Genomic DNA, 26,398 nt, shown 5'->3' with positions numbered 1-26,398 from the left:
CGTCCGTGGTATAGCTCCCCCGCTATACCACGTTTATTTTCTTTCTGAATACCTACTTAAGACATTGCTCAAACTGCGCTGCAATACCATTCAAAAAAGTAAAATAGCTCCCTTTCTGCAATTTAACATCGGTTCCTAATGGGTCCAGGTGTCCTATTTTTGCATCAGTACCTCTGGTAACACTATTGATAATGGCAGGAGTAAATTGCGGTTCGGAGAAAATACAAACATCATGATACTGATTTAATGTCCGTCTGATATGAACCAATGTTTTCGCTCCTGGTCTGCGTTCAGGGCTAACCGTAAAATGTCCCATGTTATTTAAACCAAAAAACGATTCAAAATACTCATAGGCATCATGAAAAACAAAATAAGGCTTATTTTTTAACGGAGAAAGTTTTGTCTGAATTTGCTCATCAATTCCGTTTAGCTGATTCAGGAAATGAGCCAAATTTTTGTCATAAACCGCAGCATGAGCCGGATCGACTGTTTTTAACTTTTTAGTTAAAGACACTGCAACCTGTTCTGTCACATCCGGCCCTAACCAGAAATGAGGATTGACGGTTCCATGATGATGTCCATCATCTTCATGATCGTCTCCAAATTGATGGTAATTAACATTCGGCAACTGACTCAACGTAATAACTTTTGAAGGATCTTTTTTCTGGATAATCTGTTTTAGAAAAGGTTCCAGTCCGTCTCCGAACCAAACTAATAAATCGGCTTGATTGAGCCGACGAACATCAGAAGGCTTTAACGCGTAATCATGTGGAGAAGCCGTCGATGAAAGTAACACCTGCGGTTGAGTTACCCCTTCCGTTAACTCAAGTGTTATCATCTGAATGGGTTTGATGGTTGTTAATACCGTCAATGCGAAAACAGGTCTTATAGACAAAAAAACAATAAGAAATAATAAACTACGAAAAAGCATACAGCCCCCTCTTACGACAAGGTAGAATCAGAAGATGCAGAATGTTATATTATAACACCAGAGAATTGCAAATGAGTTCGTCCATGACACCTTTGATCGAATTACAACATATTTGTGTCGATTTTAACCAACGCCGCGTATTAGATAATATTAGCCTGACTGTAACTAAAGGGAAAATAACAACTTTGATCGGTCCCAACGGTGCTGGAAAATCAACATTGGTAAACGTGTTGTTAGGCCTTCAAGCACCAACCAAAGGTAAAATCCTCAAAGAAAAGAAAATAAGAATTGGCTATGTACCGCAAAAATTGAGATTAAACGATACTTTGCCCCTCTCTGTCAGTCGATTTTTATCTCTGGCTGGAAAATTCAGTAAGCAGGAAGTAATTGAAGCCATCAGTCTTGTCGGCTCCGAACACCTGTTAAAATCCAGCATGCACAATTTGTCTGGTGGAGAAACTCAAAGAATATTACTCGCCAGAGCGCTGCTTCAAAGACCCGATGTTCTGGTTCTCGACGAACCGGCTCAGGGAGTCGATGTTCAGGGACAAATTGAACTGTATGATTTGATCAATACCGTCAGAATCAGATTCGGATGTGCTGTATTTATGGTTTCACACGATCTCCATCTGGTCATGGCAAAAACAGATGATGTCATTTGCCTTCAGCATCATATATGTTGTTCAGGAGCGCCTACTGATATCCGGAACCACCCCAATTATCTAGCCATGTTTGGTGACAAGAGCAGGGAGATTCTTGCTTTTTATGAACACCACCACCATCATGACCTTGCAGAGCAGCCAGAAACAGATGCTGTTCGCGATCATACTTGTCCTAATCATCCTCACGGTCATTAATCTATGCTTGAATTTCTGATGCCTTCTATTTTTGCCGGAATCGGCATTGCATTAATAGCAGGCCCTCTGGGCTCATTTGTTGTTTGGCGAAAAATGGCCTATTTTGGTGATACTCTGGCTCATGCCTCATTAATGGGATTGTCACTTGGATTTCTTCTTAATGTAAACCTTAACCTTGCATTACTGGTTTGCTGTATTGTTTTAGCCGTCATTCTGGTGGGATTGCAAAAGCAAAAAGTCGTCGCCACAGATACTTTATTAGGTATTCTCGCTCACAGCTCATTATCTATCGGACTGATTTCCCTTTCTTTTCTGGATAATATTCGTGTTGACTTAATGAGTTACCTCTTTGGGGATCTTCTTGCTGTTACGCCAACCGATTTGATGTTTATCTGGCTAGGAGTTGTGGTGATATCCGCCATCCTTATTTATTTATGGAAACCGTTACTGTCGGCCAGTATTAACGAAGAACTGGCGGAAGTGGAAGGCATTAATACCGATTTAATGCGCATTATTCTTATGGTCATGGTTGGGGTTGTGATTGCTCTGGGGATGAAGTTTGTTGGAGCATTAATCATGACCTCTTTGCTGATCATACCGGCAGCCGCCGCCAGAAAGCTGTCAAAGACGCCCGAGCAGATGGCTTTGTTTGCATCCATCATTGGAATGATTTCCGTACTGCTTGGCCTGTACGCCTCCTGGCAATTTGACACACCGGCTGGCCCATCCGTCGTTGTCTGCTGTAGTGGCTTCTTTTTACTGTCTCAACTCAGCCGAAATAGGGAATAACCAGTGCCAGCACTTAATGAAAAATAAAAAAGCTTCCATCAAGGAAGCTTGTTTTATTCATTACTTAGCCATCAGAGACTACCAGTTTTTAACGCTTTGTAACGCCTTACCGATATCCGATAAACTCTTCACGGTAGCCACTCCAGCCGCTTCCAGCGCTGCGAATTTCTCCGCGGCCGTGCCCTTACCACCAGAAATGATAGCTCCGGCGTGACCCATTCGTTTACCCGGAGGAGCAGTGACTCCGGCAATATAAGAAACAACCGGTTTAGTCACATGCTCTTTAATAAACAAAGCTGCTTCTTCTTCTGCTGTACCGCCTATTTCTCCAATCATGACAATTGCATCCGTTTCAGGATCATCCTGAAACAGTTTCAATATATCGATGAAATTTAGTCCGGGAATCGGATCGCCACCGATACCAACACAGGTAGACTGCCCAAAACCTTCGTCCGTAGTTTGCTGTACCGCTTCATAAGTTAACGTACCGGAGCGGGAAACAATGCCAATATTACCTTTTTTATGGATATGTCCTGGCATAATACCTATTTTGCATTCATCGGGAGTAATAATCCCCGGACAGTTTGGGCCAATCATTTTCACGCCCGACTCGTCTAACCGGACTTTCACTTCCAGCATATCCAGAGTCGGTATCCCTTCCGTTATCGTCACAATCAGTTTTATGCCTGAATCAATGGCTTCCAGAATAGCATCTTTACAGAAAGGTGCCGGGACATAAATAACAGAAGCCGTCGCACCTGTCGCATCTACGGCTTCTCTAACAGTATTAAATACCGGTAACCCCAGATGAGTCTGTCCTCCTTTACCCGGAGAAACACCGCCAACCATCTGAGTCCCATAACTGATAGCCTGCTCAGAGTGAAATGATCCCTGACCACCGGTAAAACCCTGGCATATGACCTTTGTATCTTTGTTGATCAAAATGGACATTATTTTCCCTCCGAAGCAGCAACAACTTTCTCTGCAGCTTCTTTAAGAGAAGTTGCTGCAATAATATTCAATCCGCTGTCTGCCAGTTTTTTCCTGCCAAGTTCTGCATTATTGCCCTCAAGGCGAACAACCACCGGTACAGAAACCCCCACTTCTTCTACAGCGCCAATAATTCCGTCGGCAATCAAATCACAGAGAACAATACCGCCAAATATATTTACCAAAACAGCTTTCACTTTGTCATCGGACAGAATAATTTTAAACGCCTCTGTTACCCGCTCTTTTGTTGCGCCACCTCCAACATCCAAAAAGTTGGCCGGTTTACCTCCATGAACATTAACGATATCCATGGTTCCCATCGCCAGACCTGCACCGTTCACCATACAACCGATAGTGCCATCTAGTGCAACGTAATTCAGCCCCCATTGCTCTGCATGCGCTTCCCGTTCATCTTCCTGTGATAAGTCATTCATATCACGAAGTTTTGGCTGACGGTATAAAGCATTGGAATCAATGTTGATTTTTCCATCCAGACACAGCAAATCGCCGGATCCGGTGATCACAAGAGGGTTTATTTCAAGTAAGGCTAAATCATACTGAGTGAACATCTTACCCAGACCAAGGAAGATTTTGGTAAACTGCTTTATCTGTTCACCTTTCAAACCGAGTTTGAAAGCCAGCTCACGTCCCTGAAAAGGCTGAGGGCCGACAAGAGGGTCAATTGAGGCTTTGTGAATAAGCTCCGGTGTTTCTTCGGCTACTTTTTCAATTTCAACGCCACCTTCCGTGGAAGCCATAAATACGATTCGTCGGGTAGAACGGTCAACAACTGCACCGATATACAATTCATTGGCAATATCTGAAGCCGCTTCAACCAAAATTTTAGATACCGGTTGACCATTGGAGTCCGTCTGGAAAGTCACCAGATTTTTTCCTAACCATTTCTGAGCAAAGTCTTGAATGCCTTCTTTGGAATCATGAAGTTCCACCCCACCGGCTTTCCCTCGGCCGCCGGCATGAACCTGACATTTCACTACCCATTTAGAACCTCCTATTTTTCCCGCTGCTTCAGCAGCTTCCTGAGGAGTTCGGCAGGCGTATCCATCTGGAATGGGTAATCCGAACTCTGCAAATAACTGTTTAGCCTGATATTCATGCAAATTCATTATTGTATTCCATTGTAGTTGTTTTCCATTTGCTTATAACAACAACTCACATATAAGCGAAACGTCTGTAGGGTACTTTAAAAAGTAAGTTTCTGTTGACTAATGACAGCCGTCAGATCAACAAGCCAGACTTATTTTAGTCTAGCTTGAATCTTTTTAGCCGTCTAGACACCTAGGTGGATATTTTTAGACATCCAGTATTAAACGAGTCGGATCTTCCAGTAATTCTTTAATGGTGACTAAGAAACCAACCGACTCTCTGCCATCAATCAAGCGGTGGTCATAAGAAAGAGCAAGATACATCATTGGAAGAATCTCGACGTTTCCATTTACCGCCATGGGGCGATCCTGAATTTTATGCATCCCCAGGATAGCACCCTGAGGTGGATTAATGATTGGTGTCGACATCAGTGAACCAAACACACCACCATTGGTAATGGTAAAATTACCACCGGTTAATTCGTCAACGGTCAATTTGCCGTCCCGTCCGCGGATCGCCAAATCCTTAATTCCTTTCTCAATTTCAGCCACGCTAAGCAAATCGCAGTTTTTCAGAACAGGGGTGACCAGACCACGAGGTGTTGACACCGCAATACTGATGTCAAAGAAATTGTGGTAAACAATATCTTCCCCATCAATAGAAGCATTCACTTCCGGATAACGTTTCAGCGCTTCCGTCACCGCTTTCACATAAAAAGACATAAAGCCGAGACGTATACCATGCCTTTTCTCGAACAAATCTTTATATTGATGACGCAAATCCATAATCGGCTTCATATTCACTTCATTAAAAGTGGTTAGCATGGCCGTACTATTTTTTGCTTCCAACAAACGTTCCGCGACCCGTTTACGCAAACGTGTCATAGGAACTCGTTTTTGGCTCCGAGGCGCATCAGCACCCGACAATTCATCCACATCAGCAGCTTTAGTCGTTTCTTCAGGCTTCGACTTCAGTACCGCTAAATGCGCATCAATGTCTTCACGAGTAATTCGCCCGCCAACACCGGTACCCTTAACATCCTTCGCTTCCAGCCCATACTCAGCCAGTAAACGACGCGCGGCCGGACTCAGCCAGTCGCTGCTTTCTTCCCCGGAAGACTCGTCTGTTTCTTCAGAAGGTTCCTGTGGTTTATCTTTTGTTGGTTCACCCGCAACAACGCCGGGTTTCAGATGGGCAATCAGCTGTTTTGATAATACGGTTGCCCCTTCTTCTTCAATAACGGCTTCTAACACGCCAGATTCAGGTGCCGGGACTTCTAATACCACCTTGTCGGTTTCAATATCAACCAGTACTTCGTCTCTTTCAACCGCATCACCAGGCTTTTTATGCCAGGTCGCAACAGTGGCATCAGCAACGGATTCAGGCAAATCTGGAACCAGAATTTCAATTGTCATATCGTATTTTCCTTTTACTTCTAGTTCTTCTCAATGGTTAATGCGTCTTCGACTAACGCTTTTTGCTGTTTCATATGTACAGACATATACCCAACGGCTGGCGACGCCGATGCGGGTCGTCCGGCATATTTCAAAATGGCACCATCAGGAATGGCAGCCCGGAAATTATGTTGGCTTGAATACCAGGCGCCCTGGTTCTGAGGTTCTTCCTGGCACCAGACATAATCTTCAACATTAGTATAAGATGCGATGACTTCCCGCACATGCTCTAACGGGAACGGGTACAACTGTTCAATACGAACAATAACCACATCATCCTGCTCGTTGCTACGACGTTTCTCTAACAGGTCATAATAGACTTTACCTGCGCAGAAAACGACGCGCTTAACCGATTTAGGATCGATATCATCCACTTCACCGATAGCTGGCAAAAACGTTCCATCGACCAAATCATCTAATGACGAAACACATTGAGGGTGTCTTAATAAAGATTTGGGTGACATCACAATCAACGGACGGCGCATCGGACGAACCACCTGCCGACGAAGCATGTGGTAAACCTGAGCCGGTGTTGATGGCACCACAACCTGAATGTTTTGTTCAGCGCATAACTGCAAATAACGTTCAAGACGAGCAGAGGAATGCTCTGGTCCCTGTCCTTCATAGCCATGTGGAAGTAACATTGTAATTCCACAAAGTCTTTTCCATTTTTGCTCACCTGAAGAAATAAACTGGTCAATTACAACCTGAGCCCCATTAGCAAAATCACCAAACTGGCCTTCCCAAATTGTCAGGCCTTCCGGCTCAGCGGTTGCATAACCGTATTCAAATGCCAGTACCGCCTCTTCAGACAGGACGGAATCAATTACCTGAAACGGTCCCTGACTTGGATGAACATTTTTCAATGGTACATAGACACTGGCGTCATTCTGATTATGCAATACGGAATGACGATGGAAGAATGTTCCTCTTCCTGAATCCTGTCCCGAAATTCGGATGCGGCTACCCCGGTCCACTAAAGTCGCATAGGCCAGCGTTTCAGCCATACCCCAATCAACCGGCTTTTCACCATTAATCATCAGCATGCGATCTTTGTAAATCTTTTCAACCCGGCTCTGTAATTTATGGCTTTCAGGATACTGGCAAACCTGAACACCAAGCTCGTATAAGTGCTGCCGGTCAATGGTGCAATCCCAGCTTTCATCCCATTCCCGGGATAAATATGGGGACCAGTCAACCGTACTCATCGCCATTGGACGCCATTCTTTCACAACAACTTCACCATGATCCAGTGCATCCCGGTATTCGTTAATTAACTGAGTTGCTAATTCAATATCGCAATCATCCCTATCTATCAGGGTATCGGCATAGATCTTACGTGGTGTGGGGTGTTTTTTAATTTTCTGATACATCAACGGCTGAGTAGCATTCGGCTCATCCGCTTCGTTATGCCCATGGCGGCGGTAACAAACCAGCTCAATAACGACGTCTTTCTCAAACGTATTGCGGTAATCCAAAGCCACCCGTGTAACAAAAGCTACGGCTTCCGGGTCATCGGCATTTACGTGAAAAATCGGTGCCTGAACCATTTTAGCAATATCCGTACAATACATGGTCGAACGGGTATCACGAGGATTAGACGTCGTAAATCCAACCTGGTTATTAATAACAACTCTTACGGTTCCGCCCACCTTAAATCCACGGGCTTGAGACATGTTAAACGTTTCTGCAACCACACCCTGACCGGCAATCGCCGAGTCTCCGTGGATTGAAATCGGCAACACACGCTGTCCATGCCGGTCACCAAGACGATCCTGTCTGGCACGTACAGAACCCATCACCACAGGATTAACGATTTCCAGATGAGAAGGGTTAAAGGCCAAAGCCAAATGAATCGGACCATTTTCCGTTTCAAAATCAGCGGAGAATCCCTGATGGTATTTTACGTCTCCCGTTCCCCATGTTTCATCATGTTTACCAGCAAACTCATCAAACAAATCCTGAGGACGTTTACCTAAAACATTTACCAGCATGTTTAGTCGTCCACGGTGCGCCATACCAATCACAATTTCTTTCATACCCTGATTTCCGGCATGACGAATTAACTCTTTCATCATCGGAATCAGCGCATCGCCCCCTTCAAGGGAAAACCGTTTTGCTCCGGGGAACTTAGCACCAAGATAACGCTCCAGCCCTTCTGCTGCCGTTAATTCCTCAAGAAATGTAATTTTTTCCAGTTTAGAAAATGATGGCTGACCAACCACAGACTCCAAACGCTGCTGAATCCATCGTTTTTGCTCGGTATCCGTCATATGCATATATTCCGCACCGATGGAACCACAATAAATTTTATTCAAAGACTCATAAATGTCTTTCAACTTCATCGTTTCCTGACCGATGGCAAAAGAACCAACATTGAAGGTTTCTTGCATATCGTCATCAGTAAGATTATGAAAAGAAGGATTCAATTCGGCAACGGGGGAACGCTGCCATAAACCGAGAGGATCTAACCGGGCCGCTTCGTGACCGCGGAATCGGTACGCGTTAATTAACTGGAGTACTTTTACTTGTTTTGCATCGACATCGGGATCACTAACTTGGGCATTGTAATGCTTTGTCTCCTGAGCGAGTCGACGGAAGTAATCACGGACACGCGAATGTGGTTGTTCAGCAACCACAGAATTTGATGCCGGTAACTCATCAAACACACGTCTCCATTCCTCACTTACCGAATCGGGATCACTTAAATAGAGTTCGTAGAGTTCTTCTACATACGTTGCATTGGCGCCAGCCAAGTGTGAAGACTCGAGCCATGCCTTCATCACGCCGTTTTGCATATTTTCCCTTTACCATTCGTTTTGATTTCGCATCAACAAAAATCAATGCCTGAGAGCTTGTAACATTGAGCTGATATTTTATATATTGAAAATTAAATCAACGCAGATTCAGCCAAATCAATGTATTTGTAAAAATATTGTCTAAGACAAATACTTACATTATTTATAGTACCACGACAACCAAAGACACAAAATGCATCATTGAGGCTTGTTTTTGTAAAAAAACAATATGTTGCATTTTGTCAATAAGTATGGATGAACTTTCTCGCAATTGGTACGGAATTGCTTCATATCGAGGATAAGATCACGAATAAAAATTTTAAATAAAGAAGGGAAATGAATATTACACAAATTACGTGCTATATTTTTTGACTTAAGTTGCTTCACGGACTTACTCTCTTAGCTCATTAAGAGCTTTTAATATCTTGTAATTATCAAAAAAATTCATAATCGTAATTATTTAACAAAGTTCTCACATTTGAATGTTATAGTTGAGCGTTTATATACAATCAAATTCACTAAATAAGCATATACGACTATTTTTACCCTATACTGTTTTCAGAAAAAACAGGAATTTCAAGCGAAAAACCATCATACAGTACAAAGCAAGAAACATTTTAGCACCAATGAATTAACAATTAATGCTAACAAGTACAAATTTTTAACTTTCTAGAAATTAAAAATCGTGTTCAGTGCACACAACCGTTCAGAAAAATTGACTTTATTCCGTTCCGAGGTAAGAATTTGCTCGCAAACATCCTGGACGGATTAAATAATAAACAAAGGAGATTGTTATGGCAGATAAGAAAGCGATCCTTCATATTGAAGGCAAAGCGCCAATCGAGCTGCCGATTATTGATGCCGCTATGGGGCCTCAGGTAATCGATGTTCGTAAACTGGGAGCTAACGGGTATTTCACTTTTGATCCTGGTTTTCTTGCCACTGCATCCTGTGAATCGCAAATAACCTATATCGATGGTAATAAGGGAATTCTGTTACATCGTGGTTATCCGATAGATCAATTAGCCAACAATGCAGATTATTTAGAAGTTTGTTACATTCTTCTTTATGGCGAAGCGCCCAGCAGAAAAGAATACGAGGAATTTACCTATATCATTTCACGGCACACGATGGTCCATGAACAAATCGCAAGTTTCTTCCATGGTTTCCGTCGAGATGCTCACCCTATGGCAATCATGGTGGGTGTTGTCGGTGCTCTTGCCGCGTTTTATCACGACTCTCTTGATATTAATAACGATGGTCACCGTGAAATTGCCGCTTATCGTCTGTTGTCAAAAATGCCGACACTGGCAGCAATGTGTTACAAATACTCAATTGGCCAGCCATTCATTTACCCGCGTAACGATTTGAATTACGCAGAAAACTTCTTACACATGATGTTTTCTACACCCTGTGAAGACTATGAAGTTAATCCGATTGTTGCCCGCGCAATGGATAAAGTGTTCACACTTCATGCGGACCATGAGCAGAACGCATCAACATCCACAGTTCGTCTTGCCGGCTCTTCCGGCGCCAACCCATTTGCCTGTATCTCCGCGGGGATTGCATCACTATGGGGACCGGCTCACGGTGGCGCAAACGAAGCCTGCTTACGGATGTTGGAAGAAATTGGCAGCGTAGATCGTATCCCTGAATACATCAAACGGGCGAAAGATAAAGATGATCCATTCCGTTTAATGGGCTTCGGTCACCGGGTTTATAAAAACTACGACCCTCGTGCTACAGTGATGCGAAATGCCTGTCACGATGTACTGAAAGAGCTGAACATTGATGACCCTCTTCTGGATGTCGCAATGGAACTGGAACGAATTGCTCTTTCTGACCCATATTTTGTCGATAAAAAACTGTATCCTAACGTCGATTTTTATTCAGGTATCATTCTTAAAGCTATCGGTATCCCGGTATCTATGTTTACCGTTATTTTTGCAATGTCCAGAACCATTGGCTGGATTGCGCACTGGAATGAAATGCACAGTAACCCTGAAAGTCGTATTGGTCGTCCAAGACAGCTTTATACCGGCCAGAAATTACGCAACTTTAAACCTCAGCACGAAAGAGACTAATTTCTTGGTTCCATATTAAAATAAAAAGAGCGGGTAATTAATATCCGCTCTTTTCTTTTAAACCGGATTATCTATATCAGCAAATATCACATTAAATCCGTGATGTTCCGCCAACCATTCTCCCAACGCTTTTATGCCATACCTTTCTGTTGCATGATGTCCCGCAGAAAAATAATGAATCCCCTGCTCTCTGGCGCTATACGTTGTACGTTCTGATATCTCACCGGAAATAAAGGCATCCATTCCCTTGCTGGCAGCCAGATCAATAAAATCCTGCCCACCACCGGTACACCAGGCAACCGTCTCTATTGGTTTATCGTTTTGTGGGCAAATGTGTAACGGCTGACGATTTAAAACACGATATATTCTTTCGGCTAACGCTTTTCCGGTCAAGGCCTGACGAAACCTTCCGACCATTGCGACTGACTGAGGACAATCTTCCAGCCCACCCGTAACCTCAATATCCAGTAACTGAGCCAACCGGGCGTTATTTCCCAGAGAAGGATGAATATCCAATGGCAAGTGATACGCATACAAATTTATATTGTTCTGTATCAACTCACGAATTCTTTTCCCCTTCATTCCCCGAATCGGTTCCGGTTCTCCTTTCCAGAAGTAACCATGATGAACCAAAAGAGCATCAGCTTTACTTTCTATGGCCTTTTCAATTAATTCTAAAGAAGCAGTAACCCCGGTCAGAATGGTCTTTACCTCTTCTCGCCCCTCAACCTGCAATCCATTAGGGCAATAGTCTTTGATAAGTTCGGGAGACAGTGTCTGATTCAGTAATGATTCCAATTGTATATTATTCATTATATTTCCTGCGGACAGTTCATTAGCGTTCACCTTTCAGGCTACAATGCCCGTTATCATAGTTCAAACGAGGTAAAATATGGAGCTTGATCAGATAGCAAATTGGATAATGACGCACCCAGGCCTTTTACAGGGCAATTCTGTCATTGCAGACAATGCTCCTTTTTCTTCCGTTCCACTATCAATGCATCATGCTTATCAGGGAAATCCACGTCTGGGATTTATTTATCAACATGTATGTTCAGAACTTTTCAATGCGTCACCGGAGTACCAGTTACTGGCTGAGGAAATTCAGCTTATCAGGGATAAAAAGACACTGGGAGCCATCGACTTCATCGCTCACAACATTCGAACACAGCACATTGAACACTGGGAAGTAGCGATTAAGTTTTACCTGCTCCACGATGAACTCTGGTATGGTCCTAATCCTAAGGACAGACTGGATAAAAAACTGGATCGTATGCTCCACCATCAACTGGCGATAAATCAGACATCTGTATTCAGAGAACGTTTTCCTCAATGGGAAAACGTTGATCCTAAACTGCTTATGCAGGGAAGGTTGTATACAAATCCTTTCAGAAATGAACGCATTCCGACACATTGCTTTGAATTTCCGGTAAACCAGAGTCAGATTACCGGCCATTGGTGCTACCGAAATGAAGTATCCCAAATACCTGAACCCATATACCCATTAGAAAAATGGCAATGGATGGCAGGCCATAATGGGGCAATAACCAAAAACGTCCAATCACATACTCAGTTTACGCATTACCAGTCAGCCAGTGGAACGTTCTGGTTTATCGTTCCTGAACACTGGCCGGATAACAGATAAAAAAAATCAGGCGCAAAAGCACCTGATTTTTTTAACGATGATTCTTACAGACCCGCGTCTGAAAAAACCTGATTTACAATTTTTTGCGCTTCGTCTTCAATCAATTTGAGATGTTTCTCACCCTTGAAACTTTCGCAATAAATTTTATAAATATCTTCGGTTCCTGATGGCCTTGCCGCAAACCAGCCATAGTCAGTGGTTACTTTAAGACCACCAATCGCTGCACCATTACCCGGAGCATGAGTCAGGCGGGCCGTAATCGGGTCACCGGCTAATGTTTCTGCTGATACCATTTCCGGAGACAGCTTTTTAAGAACATCTTTCTGAGCACCATTTGCAACAGCCTGAATCCGATTGTACTTCGATTCACCATGCTTCGCTGCCAGTTCCTCATAGTAATCCTGAGGGTTCTTACCGGTCACAGCTGTAATTTCAGCAGCCAGCAAACATAAAATAATGCCATCTTTATCTGTTGACCATGGTGTACCATCTTTTCTAAGGAATGAAGCGCCGGCACTTTCTTCACCACCAAACCCAAACCGACCTGAATGCAACCCATCAACAAACCATTTGAACCCAACCGGTACTTCACACAATTCGCGGCCCAAATCAGCAACCACCCGGTCAATCAATACACTGGAAACCAGTGTTTTTCCCACTGCAACATCCGCTTTCCACTGAGAACGGTGGCGGTATAAATAATCGATACATACCGCTAAGAAATGGTTCGGATTCATCAATCCTTTTGGCGTCACAATACCATGACGATCATAATCGGGGTCATTACCAAACGCTAAATCGTATTCATCTTTCAGAGATAACAAACCAGCCATGGCATAAGGCGATGAGCAGTCCATACGAATGACCCCGTCTTTATCTAAAGACATAAACTGAAATGTCGGGTCTATCGCTTCATTAACCAGAGAAATGTTCAACTGATAGGTTTCTGCGATTTGTCTCCAGTACTCAATACCACTTCCGCCTAATGGATCAACACCAATCTTCAGGTTTGCTTTCTGAATTGCTTCAATGTCAATGACATTTACTAAGTCATTGACATAGGGCGAAATTAAATCCACTTCTTTGTAAAGATCTGACGATTTTGCCGTTTTAACATCAATACGTTTCACTGCAGCAAGACCGGATGCAATAATTTCATTAGCACGATCCTGAATCGCCTGAGTTAATTCAGCTTCTGCCGGACCGCCATGGATTGGGTTATATTTTATACCACCATCCTGAGGAGGGTTGTGAGATGGAGTGATAACAATGCCGTCCGCTTTTTTATCATGACTCAAGTTGTAAGTCAGAATAGCATGAGAGACTCCCGGGGTCGGTGTATATCCGTTATCAATTTGACCAATAACTTCTATTCCGTTCGCAATCAAAACCTCAACAACACTTGAGTACGCGGGCTCAGACAACGCGTGAGTATCTTTTCCGACAAACATAGGCCCGTTCGTCCCCTGCTCAGTCCGGACCTCAGCAATAGCCTGAGCGATAGCAAGTATGTGGTTCTCATTAAACGTGGTTTTATTTGATGTTCCCCGATGACCGGACGTTCCGAATTCAACTTTATGCGCATCATTACCAGCTTCAGGCTGGCATAAATAGTAATTTGCAACTAACGCCGGGATATTCTGTAAATCCTCCTGAAGTGCTTTTTGTCCTGCTCGTGGGTGATTAGCCATATGACATCCTTTGTTTATAGATTACTGGAAGCTAAATTTATAATAAATTTATAACACTATGATAAAAGAATAGTTTTATGCTCAAAAGTGATTTATCTCACTTTTGAAACAAATTAAATGGCATTAGACACTTTTTCAATGATATCTGCAGAAAAGTTCATACGAGTCATCACCTGTTCCACCATCTGCTGCTTACGACTTGTGTTTGTATTTGTAATGACCCAGAAAGGCGTCTCCGGAATCGCTTTTGGTTTTGTCGTATTACCATGTTCAAGCAAGGTATGTTCATTATCTGCAAAATACACTCTTTTACGGCCTTTTACTGACATTGCTTCAGAAAAACTTTCAGCATCAAGTCGGTATAGTGTTGATAAAACCAACATAAAACGATCAATGACTTTTTTACGTTCAGCAAAAGAATCTGAAATAAGCAACTCTCTCATTGCTTTGACAGAATCATGCATACTATTTTTACCCGCATCTTTACTGACAATGATGCCTTCGGGTTGAGTAGCCGTGGCTAATTCAACAGAAACCCCCGGCTTAACGTCTTCTTTAGCCATAACCAGCGGCTGTTCTGATTGATCCACGCCCAGTAAACGGCGGAGAATATCCGACGCACTTTCCCCAATATGCTGGGTCTGGCCTGCTATATAACGGTATAATTCCTCATCAACCTCAATTGTTTTCATTCGCTTTTCACAATCTCTATGTTTAAACTCTTTAGGATTATAACGAGATCTGCAACGATACTCTACGTTAAACCCTATACTATTAAGAGAAAATGTCAGCATTACTTCACTATAAAACAGAGGGAGAAGGCCATCCCATCGTCCTGATACACGGTTTATTTGGCAATCTGGATAATTTAGGCATTCTTGCCCGGGAACTGAAAAAAAACTATCGGGTCATCAGTGTGGATCTTCGCAATCATGGATTGTCTTTCCACAGCGAAAATCATTCATATCCGGAAATGGCTCAGGATGTGATTCATCTCATCGATTCATTACAGATCGAAAAGTTTTCGCTCATAGGACATTCGATGGGCGGCAAAGTAGCGATGAAAATGGCCTCTATATTAGCGGAACGGGTGTTATCTCTGGTCGTGCTGGATATGGCTCCGATTGGCTATACCGAGAACCGTCACGACAGTGTTTTCACTGCAATAGAAAATGTCCAGGCCAGTCGTCCGGCTTCACGCAGCGAAGCACTGGAAATAATGAAAGAATACATCACGATTGAAGGCGTCAGACAATTTTTAAGCAAATCGTTATATAAAGATAATGAAACGCAGGAAATGCATTGGCGGTTCAACGCACATGCACTGAAAAAGCATTATCGGAATATTTTAGGCTGGAATACTATTGAACCAGTCTCGGTACCCACCCTCTTCATAAAAGGTGAGTTATCGGAATATATACTACCAGAGCATCAGGAACGGATCAGACAGCAGTTTCCATGCGCAAAAGCACACGTTGTGACCAGAACAGGCCATTGGCTTCACGCAGAAAAGCCAAAAGAAGTTCTGAGAGCCATCAGTAAATTTTATGCTGTGTCAACGAATGCAAACTAAGATCAGAAAAAGAAAACCCCGTTAACAATTATCAATAACAATGGTATAGTTCGCGGATTATTCTGGGATATGACAATAACACTCAGCGATGTAACGTCAGACATTATCCTCGTCAATTTAAGTTAGAGAAAGGTAATAATCTATGGCAAGTGTAGGTATCTTCTTTGGTAGTGATACTGGTAATACCGAAACCGTTGCTAAAATGATTCAAAAGCAACTTGGAGAAAAACTCGTTCACGTACAAGACATTGCCAAAAGCAGTCTGGAAGACATTAATAATTTCGATCTTCTGCTGCTTGGTATCCCAACGTGGTACTACGGTGAGCCTCAGTGTGACTGGGATGATTTTTTCCCTGAATTAGAAAACATAGATTTTTCTACCAAACTGGTTGCTTTGTTTGGCTGTGGCGATCAGGAAGATTACGCAGAGTATTTCTGTGATGCAATGGGAACTCTGAGAGATATTATTGAAGGCAAAGGTGCTACTATTGTCGGCTACTGGTCTACAGAAGGTTATGAATTCGAAGCATCGAAAGCACTGGTTGATGATGACCATTTTGTCGGTCTGTGCATTGATGAAGACCGTCAGCCTGAATTAACCGAGGAACGCGTCAAAAACTGGGTAAATCAGGTATATGACGAAATGTGTCTTGCCGAGCTGGAAGATTAAATAACAGTTATTTAACATACTGGCTTCTGTATCAACCAATAATAGGGGCCTGTATCACGATGTAGAACAATTATTACGAAGAAAACTTGTGAAAAATTGTTTGAATCGAATACTGTGCTTAAAACGATACGGGAAATAGGTATTAATAATCCTTGTTAAGTTCATGGTTTATTGTTATTACTTAGTCGCCTATAATATTCCTAATAAACCATTTCTGTAACAAATACAGATTATCAACAGGAAAGTATATGTCTGATAACAATCAAGCGCTAAAAGATGCTGGATTAAAAGTCACACTCCCAAGACTTAAAATTCTGGAAATTTTACAACAGCCGGAATGTCAACATATTAGTGCTGAAGATTTATACAAAAAGCTAATCGATTTAGGTGAAGAAATCGGTCTTGCAACAGTATACCGGGTTCTTAACCAGTTCGACGATGCCGGTATTGTTACCCGTCACCATTTTGAAGGTGGGAAGTCTGTATTTGAATTGTCAACGCAGCACCACCATGATCATTTAGTGTGTCTGGACTGCGGAGAAGTTATTGAATTTTCTGATGATGTTATCGAAAAACGTCAGCAGGAAATTGCCGAAATGTATAATGTAAAACTGACAAACCACAGTTTGTATTTGTACGGTCGTTGTGCCGATGAAAAATGCAAAGACGACCCCAACGCACATAAGAAAAAATCTTAATAAAAAACCACCATTAAGGTGGTTTTTTTAACTCAACACATCCGCAATTTTACATATAATCCCGGATCAATAACTCTGCTATCTGAATCGCATTCGTCACCCCTTTCCTGACATTATCTGCAACCACCCATAAATTAATACCACTGTGATGACTGATGTCTTCTCGGATCCGTCCGACTAAAACCGTGTCTTTTCCATTAGCATCACGAACCTGAGTCGGAAATTCTGTGCCGGTATAGACATCTATACTCTCTGACTGTTCCAGCAACCGGGTTACCTGTTCCGCATCCGTTGGAGAACTGGTTTCAATATGCAATGCTTCTGCATGACCATAAAAAACTGGCACACGAACACAAGTCGGATTCACCATTAAGTTGGAATTATTAAATATCTTTTGAGTTTCCCAAACCATCTTCATTTCTTCTTTGGTATAACCATTATCAAGAAACTCATCAATCTGTGGTATGCAGTTAAATGCTATCTGCTGAGAAAACTGCACCGGTTCTGCCGGTAGTCCATTTAACAGTTTGGCTGTCTGACCAGCCAGTTCATCGATTCCGGCTTTCCCGTCACCGGAGACTGACTGATAGGTCGTCACATTTACCCTGTCGATACCCACTGCATCATAAATAGGTTTTAATGCAACCAGCATTTGAATGGTCGAACAGTTTGGGTTGGCAATGATATTCCGGTTACGAAAATCGGCAATGGCTTCCGGATTAATTTCCGGAATAACCAACGGCACATCATATTCATAACGGTAACGGGCTGTATTATCGATAACAACGACACCATCATCTGCAGCAACCGGAGCCCAGCGTTCAGACGCTTCACTGTCCGCCGAAAACAATGCGATGTGAACCTGAGACCAGTCGAAATCTTCAACATCCTGTACACGAACCGTCTTGCCTTTAAACCGGTATGTTTTTCCTTCACTCTTTTCTGTCGCCAACAGATAAAGAGTATCAACTGGAAACTCACGTTGTTCCAGAACCTCAAGCATCGCTTCACCAACCGTACCTGAAGCCCCTAAAATGGCAATATTAAACATTTGGCTCATGTGTTACCTCTACGTTAAAACCAAGTTTTTGTAATGATTCAAGACCAAATGCTTGTTGGCCTTTAATTTTTACTGCACTGTATTCCCGACGGTCCCAATACTCTTTGCGCATTTTATCAAAGGCCCCTTCAGAGCCAATGTTTCGCCTAAAAATGCTGTCATCTCTACGGACGTCGTAAATCAACTGAATCAGATTATACAAATCGAACTCGTCCCATGGTTTTGATACTGACACTTCCGGTATCGGCGCAACCGGCAATAATTCCGCAGGGTCGGCATAGTGTTCCAGTCCCAGAAACTGACAATAGCGGTTAAAAATCATTGTCGTTCCACGAGCTTTCCCTTCCAGACCATATCCGGCAATATGTGGCGTAGCAAAGGCTAACAAAGGCAATAGCTCCATATCCACTACCGGTTCCTGCTCGAAGACATCCAGAACAGCGGTAAAACCATCATTACGTAACAATCGGTTTTTTAATGCCCGATTGTCAACAACCGGGCCCCGGGCCGCATTCACTAATATCTGATCAGCCCGCATTGTATCAAGCACCTCAGAATCAAACATATGATATGTAGGCCATTCTCCTGTTTTTGTCAAAGGCGTATGAATAGTAATGATGTCCGATTTCTCTATCAACTCACCAAGCGGTGTAAATACACGGGTATCGCCTTCGGATTGTTTTGGCGGATCATTAAGTAAAACATTGATACCAATCCCTGAAAGGCAATCGAACAAATAGCTTCCAACCTGACCGGCACCAATAATACCAACTGTTTTACTAAAAATTGAAAAACCTTGTTGTTGACCGAGAACCATCAGTGAACTAAGAACATATTCGGCAACGCCAACTTTATTGCATCCCGGTGCAGCCGTAAAAAAAATGCCTTTTTCTTTTAACAAAGCCTGATCGACATGATCCATTCCGGCCGTTGCCGTTCCAACAAATTTTAACTTGTTTGCTTTCTCAATCAGCGTCTTGTCTACTTTTGTAACCGAGCGAATCATCAGGGCATCAACATCAATCAAATCATCGGCACTCATCTGACGACCGGCTTTCAGAACCACCGTCCCCAACCGACTAAATAATCCTTCGGCATAGGGCATATTCTCATCTATCAGGATCTTCATTTTCTTTTATCAACTGTAACTTTGTATGGAGGATTGTACTCTCAGGAAAAAAAGAGTCGAGGAATGCACATAAAAATACCCACTTATGGCTTCCATAAGTGGGTATCAATCGATAATGGAATTACGCCTGATATTTTTTTATCACCAATGTGGCGTTCGTTCCACCAAAACCGAAACTGTTTGACATGACAGTTGTCAGTTCCTGATCACGTTTTTCAGTCACAATATCCAGTCCCTGAGCCGCTTCATCAAGGTTTTCGATATTGATGCTTGGCGCAATAAAATTATTATCCAACATCAGCGTTGAATAGATGGCTTCATGGACACCAGCCGCACCCAGTGAGTGGCCAGTCATCGCTTTAGTTGCAGAAATTGCCGGGCTATTATCACCAAACACTTCCTGAATAGCACTTAATTCTTTTGTATCACCTACAGGTGTCGATGTGCCATGTGTGTTAATGTAATCAACACCGTCAACATTTTCCATTGCCATATTCATACAACGAACCGCACCTTCACCGGATGGTACCACCATGTCATAACCATCAGATGTTGCACCGTAACCCACAATTTCACCATAAATTTTGGCGCCACGGGCAAGCGCATGCTCAAGTTCTTCAACCACCAGCATACCGCCGCCACCGGAAATAACGAAACCATCACGATTAGCATCATAAGTACGGGAAGCTTTGTCCGGAGTCTCGTTATACTTTGTTGATAATGCGCCCATCGCATCAAACATCATCGTCATTGTCCAGTCCAGTTCTTCACCGCCACCGGCAAAAACGATGTCCTGTTTACCCAGTTGAATCAACTCAGCCGCATGGCCAATACAATGAGCCGATGTTGAACAGGCTGAACTCATACTATAGTTGACACCACGAATCTGGAATGGCGTAGCCAGACACGCAGAAACAGTAGACGACATGGTACGTGGAACCATATATGGACCAACACGTTTCACACCTTTAGCTCGTTGAATATCAACCGCTGCAGACTGGTTCAGTGCAGACGCACCACCGGAACCTGCAACAATACCGGTCCGAACATCAGAAACCTGTTCCTGAGTCAGGCCTGCATCTGCGATAGCCTGCTCTAATGATAGGTATGCATAAGCAGCCGCATCGCCCATAAAACGCATTTTTTTGCGGTCAATATGCTCAGCTGGTTTGATTTTTAAATCTCCCCAGACTTGAGAACGAAGTCCTTGTTCCTTGAACTGTTCTGACGCAGTAATTCCTGATTTACCTGCCTTCAGAGATGAAAGAACTTCCTCGACGTTGTTACCGATACTTGAAATAATTCCCATACCGGTGATTACGACTCGTTTCATTTGTCATTCCTATAAATAAAAATACTGCTAAATAATAACGGACAAGCATAACAAAAGTGGTCAGCTTTCCAAGAAATTCGTACAATTCATTGCAATTATTGTCTTAGATATAGCGAATTTCTTCAACATGGCTTCCATAACTAACGCAAATATTGACTGGAATGCATCCGGTACACCCGTTTCAGATCAATTTGATGATGTGTATTTTTCAAATGTAAACGGGTTAGCCGAAACCCAGTATGTCTTTTTACATCAGAATCACTTGCCAGAACGTTGGAATGAATTTTCCTCCAAACGCTTTGTCATTGGTGAAACCGGATTCGGAACAGGACTCAACTTTCTGGCTGCATGGCAATTATTTGATGATTTTCGTCTTCAGAATCCAGAATCTGTCATAAAAGAGCTACACTTTATCAGTTTCGAAAAATTCCCCATTCAGCTTCCGGATCTTATCCGGGCTCACGATGCCTGGCCACAACTGAAAAAATACGCGTCAGAACTACAAAAATATTATCCCATAGCTGTACCGGGTTGTCATCGAGTTGTGTTAGCAGGAGGTTTGATAACTCTTGATCTTTGGTTTGGTGACATCAAAGATTGTATGCCTCAAATTCCGGTCAGTAAAAACGGAATTATTGATGCCTGGTTTCTGGATGGCTTTGCTCCCAGTAAAAACCCGGAAATGTGGAACCAGAATCTGTTTAATAACATGGCGAACTTAAGTAAAAATAACGCCACCTGTGCTACTTTTACTGCTGCTGGCTTTGTTCGCCGGGGACTCATTGAAGCCGGTTATGATATGAAAAAAGTTAAAGGCTTTGGAACCAAAAGAGAAATGATAGCAGGCACATTATCTCATAAAGCACGTCAAACAAATGTTTTACCCTGGTACCGCAGTTATCCGACCTCAGAACTCAAAGACGTTGCAATTATCGGCGGAGGAATCGCCAGTGCCTGCCTGGCAAAATCATTGGTTCAACGTGGTATCCATGTCACTCTTTACTGTAAAGATTCAAAAGTGGCTCAGGGTGCTTCCGGTAACCGGCAGGGGGCCATTTATCCGCTACTGACCAAAAATAATGACGAAATTTCCCGCATATTTTCCAGTGCATTCCTGTTCGCCCGCCAATCAGTCCGGCAGGCAGCAACAACCTTAGACTTCGACCACGACTGGTGCGGTGTCACTCAGATTATGTGGGATGATAAATCAACAAAAAAATTAAATAACATTGTTGATGGGGACTACCATCCGGAACTGATCACGAAACTCGATAAAAGGCAGACAGAAAGCGTATTCGGACTGAATACTGATACAGAAAGTCTTTCTTATCCGCTTGGTGGATGGCTATGCCCTGCTCAGTTTACCGGACAGATGCTGAAAGCACTGGAATCCACAGGCAACCTGACCATTCGTTATCAGCACGAAGTAACCGACGTTACACGCCGTGACAACCAATGGTACCTTCATGTCAATGAACAGTCATTCAGACACCAATCGGTTGTCTTCGCCAACGGAAACGAATTTAACAAGCTCAGCCAGGCAAAAAAACTTCCCCTGGCTCAGGTCAAAGGTCAGGTCAGTCACATCCCAACAACGCCTGTTTTGTCAAAGATCCGTACCGTATTGTGTTATGACGGCTATATGACCCCATGCAACCCCGAAAATCAACATCACTGTATTGGCGCCAGTTACGACAAGCACCATCTGGACACCGTGTTCGACCCTGCGGCGCAACAAGAGAATAAACAGAAGCTGGTACACTGCCTGCCTGCTCAACAATGGACTCAGGAAGTGAATGTCGAAGGTAACCAATCACGGCAGGGAATACGGTGTGTGAGCCGGGATCACCTTCCCTTTGTCGGAAATCTGTCTGCTCCGGAAATCATAAAAGAGCAGTATGCGGATCTGGTAAATCAAACTCCGGAGAATGCAAAAGATATTTCCTGTTATCCAGACCTCTACGCTTTTCTGGGACTCGGTTCCCGGGGACTTTGTTCCGCGCCCTTACTTGCAGAATATCTTGCATCACTGATGGCTGACGATCCACTTCCCTTCGCCGTAGATTTAACAGAAAAACTTCACCCATCGAGAATGTGGATAAGAAAACTTCGTAAAGGTAAAAAAGTCGATTAATCCTGTCAATCTGAACAAAGCAGGGCCTCACCGATAACAGTGAGGCCCTTGTGTTGTTTATTTAAGCTAATTTTTCAGCCAGCTCTTTTAACTGGGTTTCCAGAGCGAGATCTGTAACGACCCCTTCTCCCAAATCGACTTTGTCATAGAAACTGGCAACGGAAAGAGAACCTTTCACATTACCACCAAAATATCCAGCAGAACCAATTGCAGCGCCTAATACAGACTGTGCCCCACCTGGTCCGGGAGATGTAGCAAGATAAACTGCGGGCTTATCCTGATACACTTTCTGATTAATGCGGGTTGCCCAGTCAAACAGATTTTTATACGCTGCCGGGTAATGCCCGTTATGTTCTGCAAAAGAAATAACCAGGGCATCGGCTTTTGACAAATCGTCTAAAAAGGCTTTTGCGCCTTGTGCCTGACCAATTTCTTTTTCTTTATCTTCACTGAACATAGGGACATCATAGTGATTGATGTCGAGCACTTCGACATCCGCACCCGGTACTAAACCAGCCACATAAGTAGCCAGAAATTTATTAATGGACGTTGAGCTGGTACTGGCTCCAAAGGCGATAACTTTCATAATTGTTCCCTCTCTCGTTTCAATAGTTACAGAATAGACAAGAGTCGGTGAAGCAACAATCTCAATAATTGGTCAGACTTATTCAAAAAATTAGAACTTAGCCATCTGAGCCTGCAACTCAGACCACAAAGAGACAACTACAACCTGATCTGCGGGTGTCAGCTCAGACTTAGCGTCATCCAGACTGTCATCAATTCTCTGGCACAAGCAGCTAATATCAGTCACGCCTTCCTCTTCACACGATGCAGCAGACAGCGAAATATGGCCTCTTAAATATCCTCCGGCAAACAACTCATCATCAGAGGCTGACTCAATACGGGCATCGATTAATTCCAGTAGTTTTTCTTCATATTCTATAATCATAACTCGTTCACTTATTTCACTTTAAATTGTTCAACCGATAACGGCGGAATTTGATAAAACATCCTTAACGCTTCAGATAACATAAAAACTCTCCTTGGTAATCCATTACTCAGGATATCAAGAACTTCTCTTTGTACCGCGTTCATAAAAGTCAAACGATCAGGTTCAAAATCACCGTTCAGATTATCGCAACTGACAGTAAATGAAAATCCGGCACTCTGAGAAAGAATCCACTCGTATGCCTGAGGACGAACCTCAACTTTTTCGAATGCCCTCTGAACTTCTTCTGAGCGCCCATCCGGCTCATACCAGTAACCAAAATCTTCCAACAGCCGTCTTTCTCTGCCGGCAACACACCAGTGAGCAATCTCGTGTAATGCAGAGGCATAAAAACCACGGGCAAAAATAATGCGGTGGTAACGTATCTTTTCATCTGCCGGCATATAGACAGGCTCATCCCCCCCAAGCTCCAATCTGGTATTGTATTGAGAAGAAAACGTCTGATTAAAAATGGTTATCAGATCCTGATATTGATGGTTCATAATCATCACAGTTGAAACTTTACGTTAATGGCTGGCCATTCTCCTTATTTTAGGGGACAAGGTAAAGATTAAAGGCACAAAAGACTCTGACTTTTTCATCGAGTCAGAGCCTTATGATTTATGTTAATAAACAAGGAAAGGCACTACAGATATTTAAAGTGGGAAACTTTCTCACGCATACTTGTTGTAAGGTTCGCTAATTCTAACGTTGCAGAACTGCTCTGTTCTGCGCCCTCTGCCGTTTGGATGGAAATATCATTAATAGAAGTCACATTCTGATTAATTTCATTTGTCACGGTACTCTGTTGCTCTGCGGCTGTCGCTATCTGAATGTTCATACTATTAATTTTTTCTACGCTGGCCGAAATTTCGTCCAGAGCCTGTCCGGCCTTATTCGCCATTTCAACAGTAACCTGAGCCTGCTCAGAGCCTGCTTCCATTTTCTGCATAGAATCTTTACTGCCAGATTGTAAGTTTGCAATCATCGTTTTGATTTCTTCAGTCGATTTTTGAGTCCTGACAGCCAGCGAACGAACCTCATCGGCGACCACCGCAAACCCTCTTCCGGCTTCACCGGCCCGGGCAGCTTCAATGGCTGCATTCAGTGCCAATAAATTAGTCTGTTCAGAAATATCTTCTATTACATCGACAACGCTTCCAATCTGATTACTTTGCTGCGATAACTGCTGAATACTGTCACTGGACTCAGAAATAGAATTATTCAAAGCATGAATCATATCTATGGATTTCTGCACAACCCGTTTGCCTTCTTCAGTTGCACTTTCCGCCGACTCTGAAGCTTCAGCAGCAGAGGCTGCACTGATCGACACTTCCTGAACCGTCGATGAAAATTCGTTAATGGCTGTTGCTACTAACTGAGTCTGCTGCTGTTCAATCACATTTTGCTTGGTTTGGGTAGCAATCGAAGACGTTTCATCCGCAGTAGCCGATAACTGTAGCGCACTGTCATTCATGCTAGCGATGACTTCCTTAAATTTAGACACAATTGCATCTACGTAATCCGACAAAATAGCAAATTCATCACTGCCCTGTAATTTAACCTGTCGGGTCAGGTCGCCATCAGACACATCTCTGGCGACAACTTCAATTTTCGTCAACGCTGAATCAACCCGGCTCAGAATTAACCAAACCAGAGTTAAAATCACTCCGGCAACCAGCAGAGCAATCATTGATAATGCCACAATAAAAGTATCGATATCCTCTTCCGCCTGTTCATAGGTTTCCTTACCTTCATTAACTTCTTCATTGAGAAATTTCCGTCCTATTTCATTGATTTTCATGAATTTTGGATTAATTACAGTTAGTAGCACTTTATTTGCATTGTTATAACGGTTATTACGAATTTCATTGATAGAAACCATAAAACCCATTTTATTTAATTTCTTAAACTCAGAGTAAAAAGCATTAATCAGCTCTTTTTGCTTCCCGGTCAGATTTGACTTCATAATGTCATTCTGAATTAACCTGTCTATCTGGTTCAGAGAATCCATAATTTTATCCAAATGCATAGAGACCGGGTGATTATGCATAGTCAGGAATTCACTGTTTGGTTCGTGCTGAAACGCCAGCAATAACTGACTTCTGGCATCTCCGGCCAGATTGAGTACCTCACTGGCCCGATTGGCATTAATCATTCCATTCGAATACATATTTTCAATGGCATCCGATGTTTTCTGCATTGCTTCAATAGATACATAAGCAATGATTGAAAATGAAACTACCACCAGTATTACAACGGCTCTTAGTCTGAATTTGACGCTATTAAAGTTCATAAAAAACCCCTGATGGCTGATATCCACCGGACAAAAGATCAACGACTAGCTATAAAACAGAACACATAATGTAAAATTAGTTCAGGCAATACCCAAACACAAACTATCTGCGAACTTTTGATAGATAAATTCCGGACGAAAGTAACAAATCTTTTATATTAAGAAGGGAAA

The 26,398-nt window shown here is 42.8% G+C and carries 23 protein-coding genes; 8 read left to right on the top strand and 15 right to left on the bottom strand.

Going from position 1 to position 26,398, the window contains the following annotated elements:
- Positions 1 to 52: 52 nt before the first annotated feature.
- Positions 53 to 931, bottom strand: coding sequence for a zinc ABC transporter substrate-binding protein ZnuA (znuA, locus tag LRQ06_RS11925; protein WP_232766607.1), 879 nt, complete (start codon positions 929 to 931; stop codon positions 53 to 55).
- 83 nt (positions 932 to 1,014) lie between these two features.
- Between znuA and znuC the strand changes: the two genes are divergently transcribed.
- Together znuC and znuB are read left to right on the top strand one after the other, a co-directional pair.
- Positions 1,015 to 1,788 carry a zinc ABC transporter ATP-binding protein ZnuC gene (gene znuC, locus LRQ06_RS11920; protein WP_232767173.1) on the top strand — a complete coding sequence of 258 codons (774 nt, stop codon included), beginning with the start codon at positions 1,015 to 1,017 and terminating at the stop codon, positions 1,786 to 1,788.
- Between the two features lie 3 nt (positions 1,789 to 1,791).
- Positions 1,792 to 2,577 carry a zinc ABC transporter permease subunit ZnuB gene (znuB, locus tag LRQ06_RS11915; RefSeq protein ID WP_232766605.1) on the top strand — a complete coding sequence of 262 codons (786 nt, stop codon included), beginning with the start codon at positions 1,792 to 1,794 and terminating at the stop codon, positions 2,575 to 2,577.
- Between the two features lie 78 nt (positions 2,578 to 2,655).
- Here znuB and sucD read toward each other — a convergent pair whose 3' ends face one another.
- From sucD to sucA, 4 genes are all read right to left on the bottom strand, one after another.
- The gene (sucD, locus tag LRQ06_RS11910; protein ID WP_232766604.1) at positions 2,656 to 3,528 is read right to left on the bottom strand and encodes a succinate--CoA ligase subunit alpha; all 873 of its coding nucleotides are present in this window, start codon (positions 3,526 to 3,528) and stop codon (positions 2,656 to 2,658) included.
- Positions 3,528 to 4,694, bottom strand: a complete 1,167-nt coding sequence (gene sucC, locus LRQ06_RS11905) for an ADP-forming succinate--CoA ligase subunit beta (RefSeq protein WP_232766602.1) — start codon at positions 4,692 to 4,694, stop codon at positions 3,528 to 3,530. Before sucC ends, sucD begins: the two co-directional genes overlap by 1 nt.
- A 186-nt stretch (positions 4,695 to 4,880) precedes the next feature.
- Positions 4,881 to 6,089 carry a 2-oxoglutarate dehydrogenase complex dihydrolipoyllysine-residue succinyltransferase gene (gene odhB, locus LRQ06_RS11900; RefSeq protein WP_232766595.1) on the bottom strand — a complete coding sequence of 403 codons (1,209 nt, stop codon included), beginning with the start codon at positions 6,087 to 6,089 and terminating at the stop codon, positions 4,881 to 4,883.
- A 20-nt stretch (positions 6,090 to 6,109) separates the two neighbouring features.
- Positions 6,110 to 8,926, bottom strand: a complete 2,817-nt coding sequence (gene sucA, locus LRQ06_RS11895; RefSeq protein ID WP_232766589.1) for a 2-oxoglutarate dehydrogenase E1 component — start codon at positions 8,924 to 8,926, stop codon at positions 6,110 to 6,112.
- Positions 8,927 to 9,720: 794 nt separating this feature from the next.
- Here sucA and LRQ06_RS11890 point away from each other — a divergent pair.
- Positions 9,721 to 11,010, top strand: coding sequence for a citrate synthase (locus LRQ06_RS11890; protein WP_232766588.1), 1,290 nt, complete (start codon positions 9,721 to 9,723; stop codon positions 11,008 to 11,010).
- Positions 11,011 to 11,067: 57 nt separating this feature from the next.
- Here the strand turns inward: LRQ06_RS11890 and LRQ06_RS11885 are convergent, their stop codons facing one another.
- The gene (locus LRQ06_RS11885) at positions 11,068 to 11,823 is read right to left on the bottom strand and encodes a Nif3-like dinuclear metal center hexameric protein (RefSeq protein ID WP_232766586.1); all 756 of its coding nucleotides are present in this window, start codon (positions 11,821 to 11,823) and stop codon (positions 11,068 to 11,070) included.
- A gap of 79 nt (positions 11,824 to 11,902) precedes the next feature.
- Between LRQ06_RS11885 and LRQ06_RS11880 the strand changes: the two genes are divergently transcribed.
- The gene (locus LRQ06_RS11880; protein ID WP_232766579.1) at positions 11,903 to 12,655 is read left to right on the top strand and encodes a DUF1853 family protein; all 753 of its coding nucleotides are present in this window, start codon (positions 11,903 to 11,905) and stop codon (positions 12,653 to 12,655) included.
- Positions 12,656 to 12,699: 44 nt separating this feature from the next.
- Here LRQ06_RS11880 and pgm read toward each other — a convergent pair whose 3' ends face one another.
- Both pgm and seqA read right to left on the bottom strand, forming a co-directional pair.
- Entirely contained in the window at positions 12,700 to 14,346 is a 1,647-nt protein-coding gene (gene pgm / locus LRQ06_RS11875) for a phosphoglucomutase (alpha-D-glucose-1,6-bisphosphate-dependent) (protein ID WP_232766578.1), read from the bottom strand.
- A gap of 113 nt (positions 14,347 to 14,459) precedes the next feature.
- Positions 14,460 to 15,038, bottom strand: coding sequence for a replication initiation negative regulator SeqA (gene seqA, locus LRQ06_RS11870; RefSeq protein WP_232766576.1), 579 nt, complete (start codon positions 15,036 to 15,038; stop codon positions 14,460 to 14,462).
- 92 nt (positions 15,039 to 15,130) lie between these two features.
- Between seqA and LRQ06_RS11865 the strand changes: the two genes are divergently transcribed.
- From LRQ06_RS11865 to fcrX, 3 genes are all read left to right on the top strand, one after another.
- Positions 15,131 to 15,919: an alpha/beta fold hydrolase gene (locus tag LRQ06_RS11865; RefSeq protein WP_232766574.1), complete on the top strand. Its 789-nt coding sequence runs from the start codon at positions 15,131 to 15,133 to the stop codon at positions 15,917 to 15,919.
- Between the two features lie 142 nt (positions 15,920 to 16,061).
- On the top strand, positions 16,062 to 16,589 hold the full coding sequence (gene fldA, locus LRQ06_RS11860) for a flavodoxin FldA (RefSeq protein ID WP_232766572.1): 528 nt from the start codon (positions 16,062 to 16,064) through the stop codon (positions 16,587 to 16,589).
- Between the two features lie 248 nt (positions 16,590 to 16,837).
- On the top strand, positions 16,838 to 17,287 hold the full coding sequence (gene fcrX, locus LRQ06_RS11855) for a ferric iron uptake transcriptional regulator FcrX (protein ID WP_232766571.1): 450 nt from the start codon (positions 16,838 to 16,840) through the stop codon (positions 17,285 to 17,287).
- A gap of 49 nt (positions 17,288 to 17,336) precedes the next feature.
- Here the strand turns inward: fcrX and LRQ06_RS11850 are convergent, their stop codons facing one another.
- From LRQ06_RS11850 to fabB, 3 genes are all read right to left on the bottom strand, one after another.
- Complete coding sequence (locus LRQ06_RS11850; RefSeq protein WP_232766569.1) at positions 17,337 to 18,347, bottom strand: aspartate-semialdehyde dehydrogenase; 1,011 nt, start codon at positions 18,345 to 18,347, stop codon at positions 17,337 to 17,339.
- Positions 18,331 to 19,476 carry a 4-phosphoerythronate dehydrogenase gene (locus LRQ06_RS11845; protein ID WP_232766568.1) on the bottom strand — a complete coding sequence of 382 codons (1,146 nt, stop codon included), beginning with the start codon at positions 19,474 to 19,476 and terminating at the stop codon, positions 18,331 to 18,333. The genes LRQ06_RS11850 and LRQ06_RS11845 overlap by 17 nt, the downstream gene beginning before the upstream one ends.
- A 121-nt stretch (positions 19,477 to 19,597) precedes the next feature.
- A complete protein-coding gene (gene fabB / locus LRQ06_RS11840; protein WP_232766566.1) occupies positions 19,598 to 20,809 on the bottom strand; it encodes a beta-ketoacyl-ACP synthase I in 1,212 nt (403 codons plus the stop codon).
- Positions 20,810 to 20,936: 127 nt separating this feature from the next.
- Here fabB and mnmC point away from each other — a divergent pair, with 127 nt between their 5' ends.
- The gene (gene mnmC, locus LRQ06_RS11835) at positions 20,937 to 22,943 is read left to right on the top strand and encodes a bifunctional tRNA (5-methylaminomethyl-2-thiouridine)(34)-methyltransferase MnmC2/FAD-dependent 5-carboxymethylaminomethyl-2-thiouridine(34) oxidoreductase MnmC1 (protein ID WP_232766565.1); all 2,007 of its coding nucleotides are present in this window, start codon (positions 20,937 to 20,939) and stop codon (positions 22,941 to 22,943) included.
- A 61-nt stretch (positions 22,944 to 23,004) separates the two neighbouring features.
- Here the strand turns inward: mnmC and LRQ06_RS11830 are convergent, their stop codons facing one another.
- From LRQ06_RS11830 to LRQ06_RS11815, 4 genes are all read right to left on the bottom strand, one after another.
- The gene (locus LRQ06_RS11830) at positions 23,005 to 23,529 is read right to left on the bottom strand and encodes an NADPH-dependent FMN reductase (RefSeq protein ID WP_232766563.1); all 525 of its coding nucleotides are present in this window, start codon (positions 23,527 to 23,529) and stop codon (positions 23,005 to 23,007) included.
- Between the two features lie 90 nt (positions 23,530 to 23,619).
- Positions 23,620 to 23,892 (bottom strand): YfcL family protein, encoded by a 273-nt coding sequence (locus LRQ06_RS11825; protein ID WP_232766561.1) that lies wholly within the window; start codon positions 23,890 to 23,892, stop codon positions 23,620 to 23,622.
- An 11-nt stretch (positions 23,893 to 23,903) separates the two neighbouring features.
- Positions 23,904 to 24,434 (bottom strand): elongation factor P hydroxylase, encoded by a 531-nt coding sequence (locus LRQ06_RS11820; RefSeq protein WP_232766559.1) that lies wholly within the window; start codon positions 24,432 to 24,434, stop codon positions 23,904 to 23,906.
- A gap of 143 nt (positions 24,435 to 24,577) precedes the next feature.
- Positions 24,578 to 26,227 (bottom strand): methyl-accepting chemotaxis protein, encoded by a 1,650-nt coding sequence (locus LRQ06_RS11815; protein WP_232766557.1) that lies wholly within the window; start codon positions 26,225 to 26,227, stop codon positions 24,578 to 24,580.
- Positions 26,228 to 26,398: the final 171 nt, after the last annotated feature.

Origin of the sequence: Vibrio salinus, assembly GCF_021272385.1 — a bacterium.
GTDB classification, from domain to species: Bacteria; Pseudomonadota; Gammaproteobacteria; order Enterobacterales; family Vibrionaceae; genus Vibrio; species Vibrio salinus.
This window is presented reverse-complemented; position numbering and strand designations above follow the sequence as displayed.

What these genes read in the sequence shown, in the direction of transcription:
- fcrX (WP_232766571.1), top strand. Translation starts at nt 16,838, where the DNA reads ATGTCTGATAACAATCAAGCGCTAAAAGATGCTGGATTAAAAGTCACA.
- seqA (WP_232766576.1), bottom strand. Translation starts at nt 15,038, where the DNA reads ATGAAAACAATTGAGGTTGATGAGGAATTATACCGTTATATAGCAGGC.
- sucC (WP_232766602.1), bottom strand. Translation starts at nt 4,694, where the DNA reads ATGAATTTGCATGAATATCAGGCTAAACAGTTATTTGCAGAGTTCGGA.
- LRQ06_RS11845 (WP_232766568.1), bottom strand. Translation starts at nt 19,476, where the DNA reads ATGAAGATCCTGATAGATGAGAATATGCCCTATGCCGAAGGATTATTT.
- znuB (WP_232766605.1), top strand. Translation starts at nt 1,792, where the DNA reads ATGCTTGAATTTCTGATGCCTTCTATTTTTGCCGGAATCGGCATTGCA.
- sucA (WP_232766589.1), bottom strand. Translation starts at nt 8,926, where the DNA reads ATGCAAAACGGCGTGATGAAGGCATGGCTCGAGTCTTCACACTTGGCT.
- LRQ06_RS11825 (WP_232766561.1), bottom strand. Translation starts at nt 23,892, where the DNA reads ATGATTATAGAATATGAAGAAAAACTACTGGAATTAATCGATGCCCGT.
- fabB (WP_232766566.1), bottom strand. Translation starts at nt 20,809, where the DNA reads ATGAAACGAGTCGTAATCACCGGTATGGGAATTATTTCAAGTATCGGT.
- pgm (WP_232766578.1), bottom strand. Translation starts at nt 14,346, where the DNA reads ATGGCTAATCACCCACGAGCAGGACAAAAAGCACTTCAGGAGGATTTA.
- LRQ06_RS11865 (WP_232766574.1), top strand. Translation starts at nt 15,131, where the DNA reads ATGTCAGCATTACTTCACTATAAAACAGAGGGAGAAGGCCATCCCATC.
- LRQ06_RS11885 (WP_232766586.1), bottom strand. Translation starts at nt 11,823, where the DNA reads ATGAATAATATACAATTGGAATCATTACTGAATCAGACACTGTCTCCC.
- fldA (WP_232766572.1), top strand. Translation starts at nt 16,062, where the DNA reads ATGGCAAGTGTAGGTATCTTCTTTGGTAGTGATACTGGTAATACCGAA.
- LRQ06_RS11880 (WP_232766579.1), top strand. Translation starts at nt 11,903, where the DNA reads ATGGAGCTTGATCAGATAGCAAATTGGATAATGACGCACCCAGGCCTT.
- LRQ06_RS11890 (WP_232766588.1), top strand. Translation starts at nt 9,721, where the DNA reads ATGGCAGATAAGAAAGCGATCCTTCATATTGAAGGCAAAGCGCCAATC.
- LRQ06_RS11820 (WP_232766559.1), bottom strand. Translation starts at nt 24,434, where the DNA reads ATGAACCATCAATATCAGGATCTGATAACCATTTTTAATCAGACGTTT.
- mnmC (WP_232766565.1), top strand. Translation starts at nt 20,937, where the DNA reads ATGGCTTCCATAACTAACGCAAATATTGACTGGAATGCATCCGGTACA.
- znuA (WP_232766607.1), bottom strand. Translation starts at nt 931, where the DNA reads ATGCTTTTTCGTAGTTTATTATTTCTTATTGTTTTTTTGTCTATAAGA.
- znuC (WP_232767173.1), top strand. Translation starts at nt 1,015, where the DNA reads ATGACACCTTTGATCGAATTACAACATATTTGTGTCGATTTTAACCAA.
- sucD (WP_232766604.1), bottom strand. Translation starts at nt 3,528, where the DNA reads ATGTCCATTTTGATCAACAAAGATACAAAGGTCATATGCCAGGGTTTT.
- LRQ06_RS11815 (WP_232766557.1), bottom strand. Translation starts at nt 26,227, where the DNA reads ATGAACTTTAATAGCGTCAAATTCAGACTAAGAGCCGTTGTAATACTG.
- LRQ06_RS11830 (WP_232766563.1), bottom strand. Translation starts at nt 23,529, where the DNA reads ATGAAAGTTATCGCCTTTGGAGCCAGTACCAGCTCAACGTCCATTAAT.
- LRQ06_RS11850 (WP_232766569.1), bottom strand. Translation starts at nt 18,347, where the DNA reads ATGAGCCAAATGTTTAATATTGCCATTTTAGGGGCTTCAGGTACGGTT.
- odhB (WP_232766595.1), bottom strand. Translation starts at nt 6,089, where the DNA reads ATGACAATTGAAATTCTGGTTCCAGATTTGCCTGAATCCGTTGCTGAT.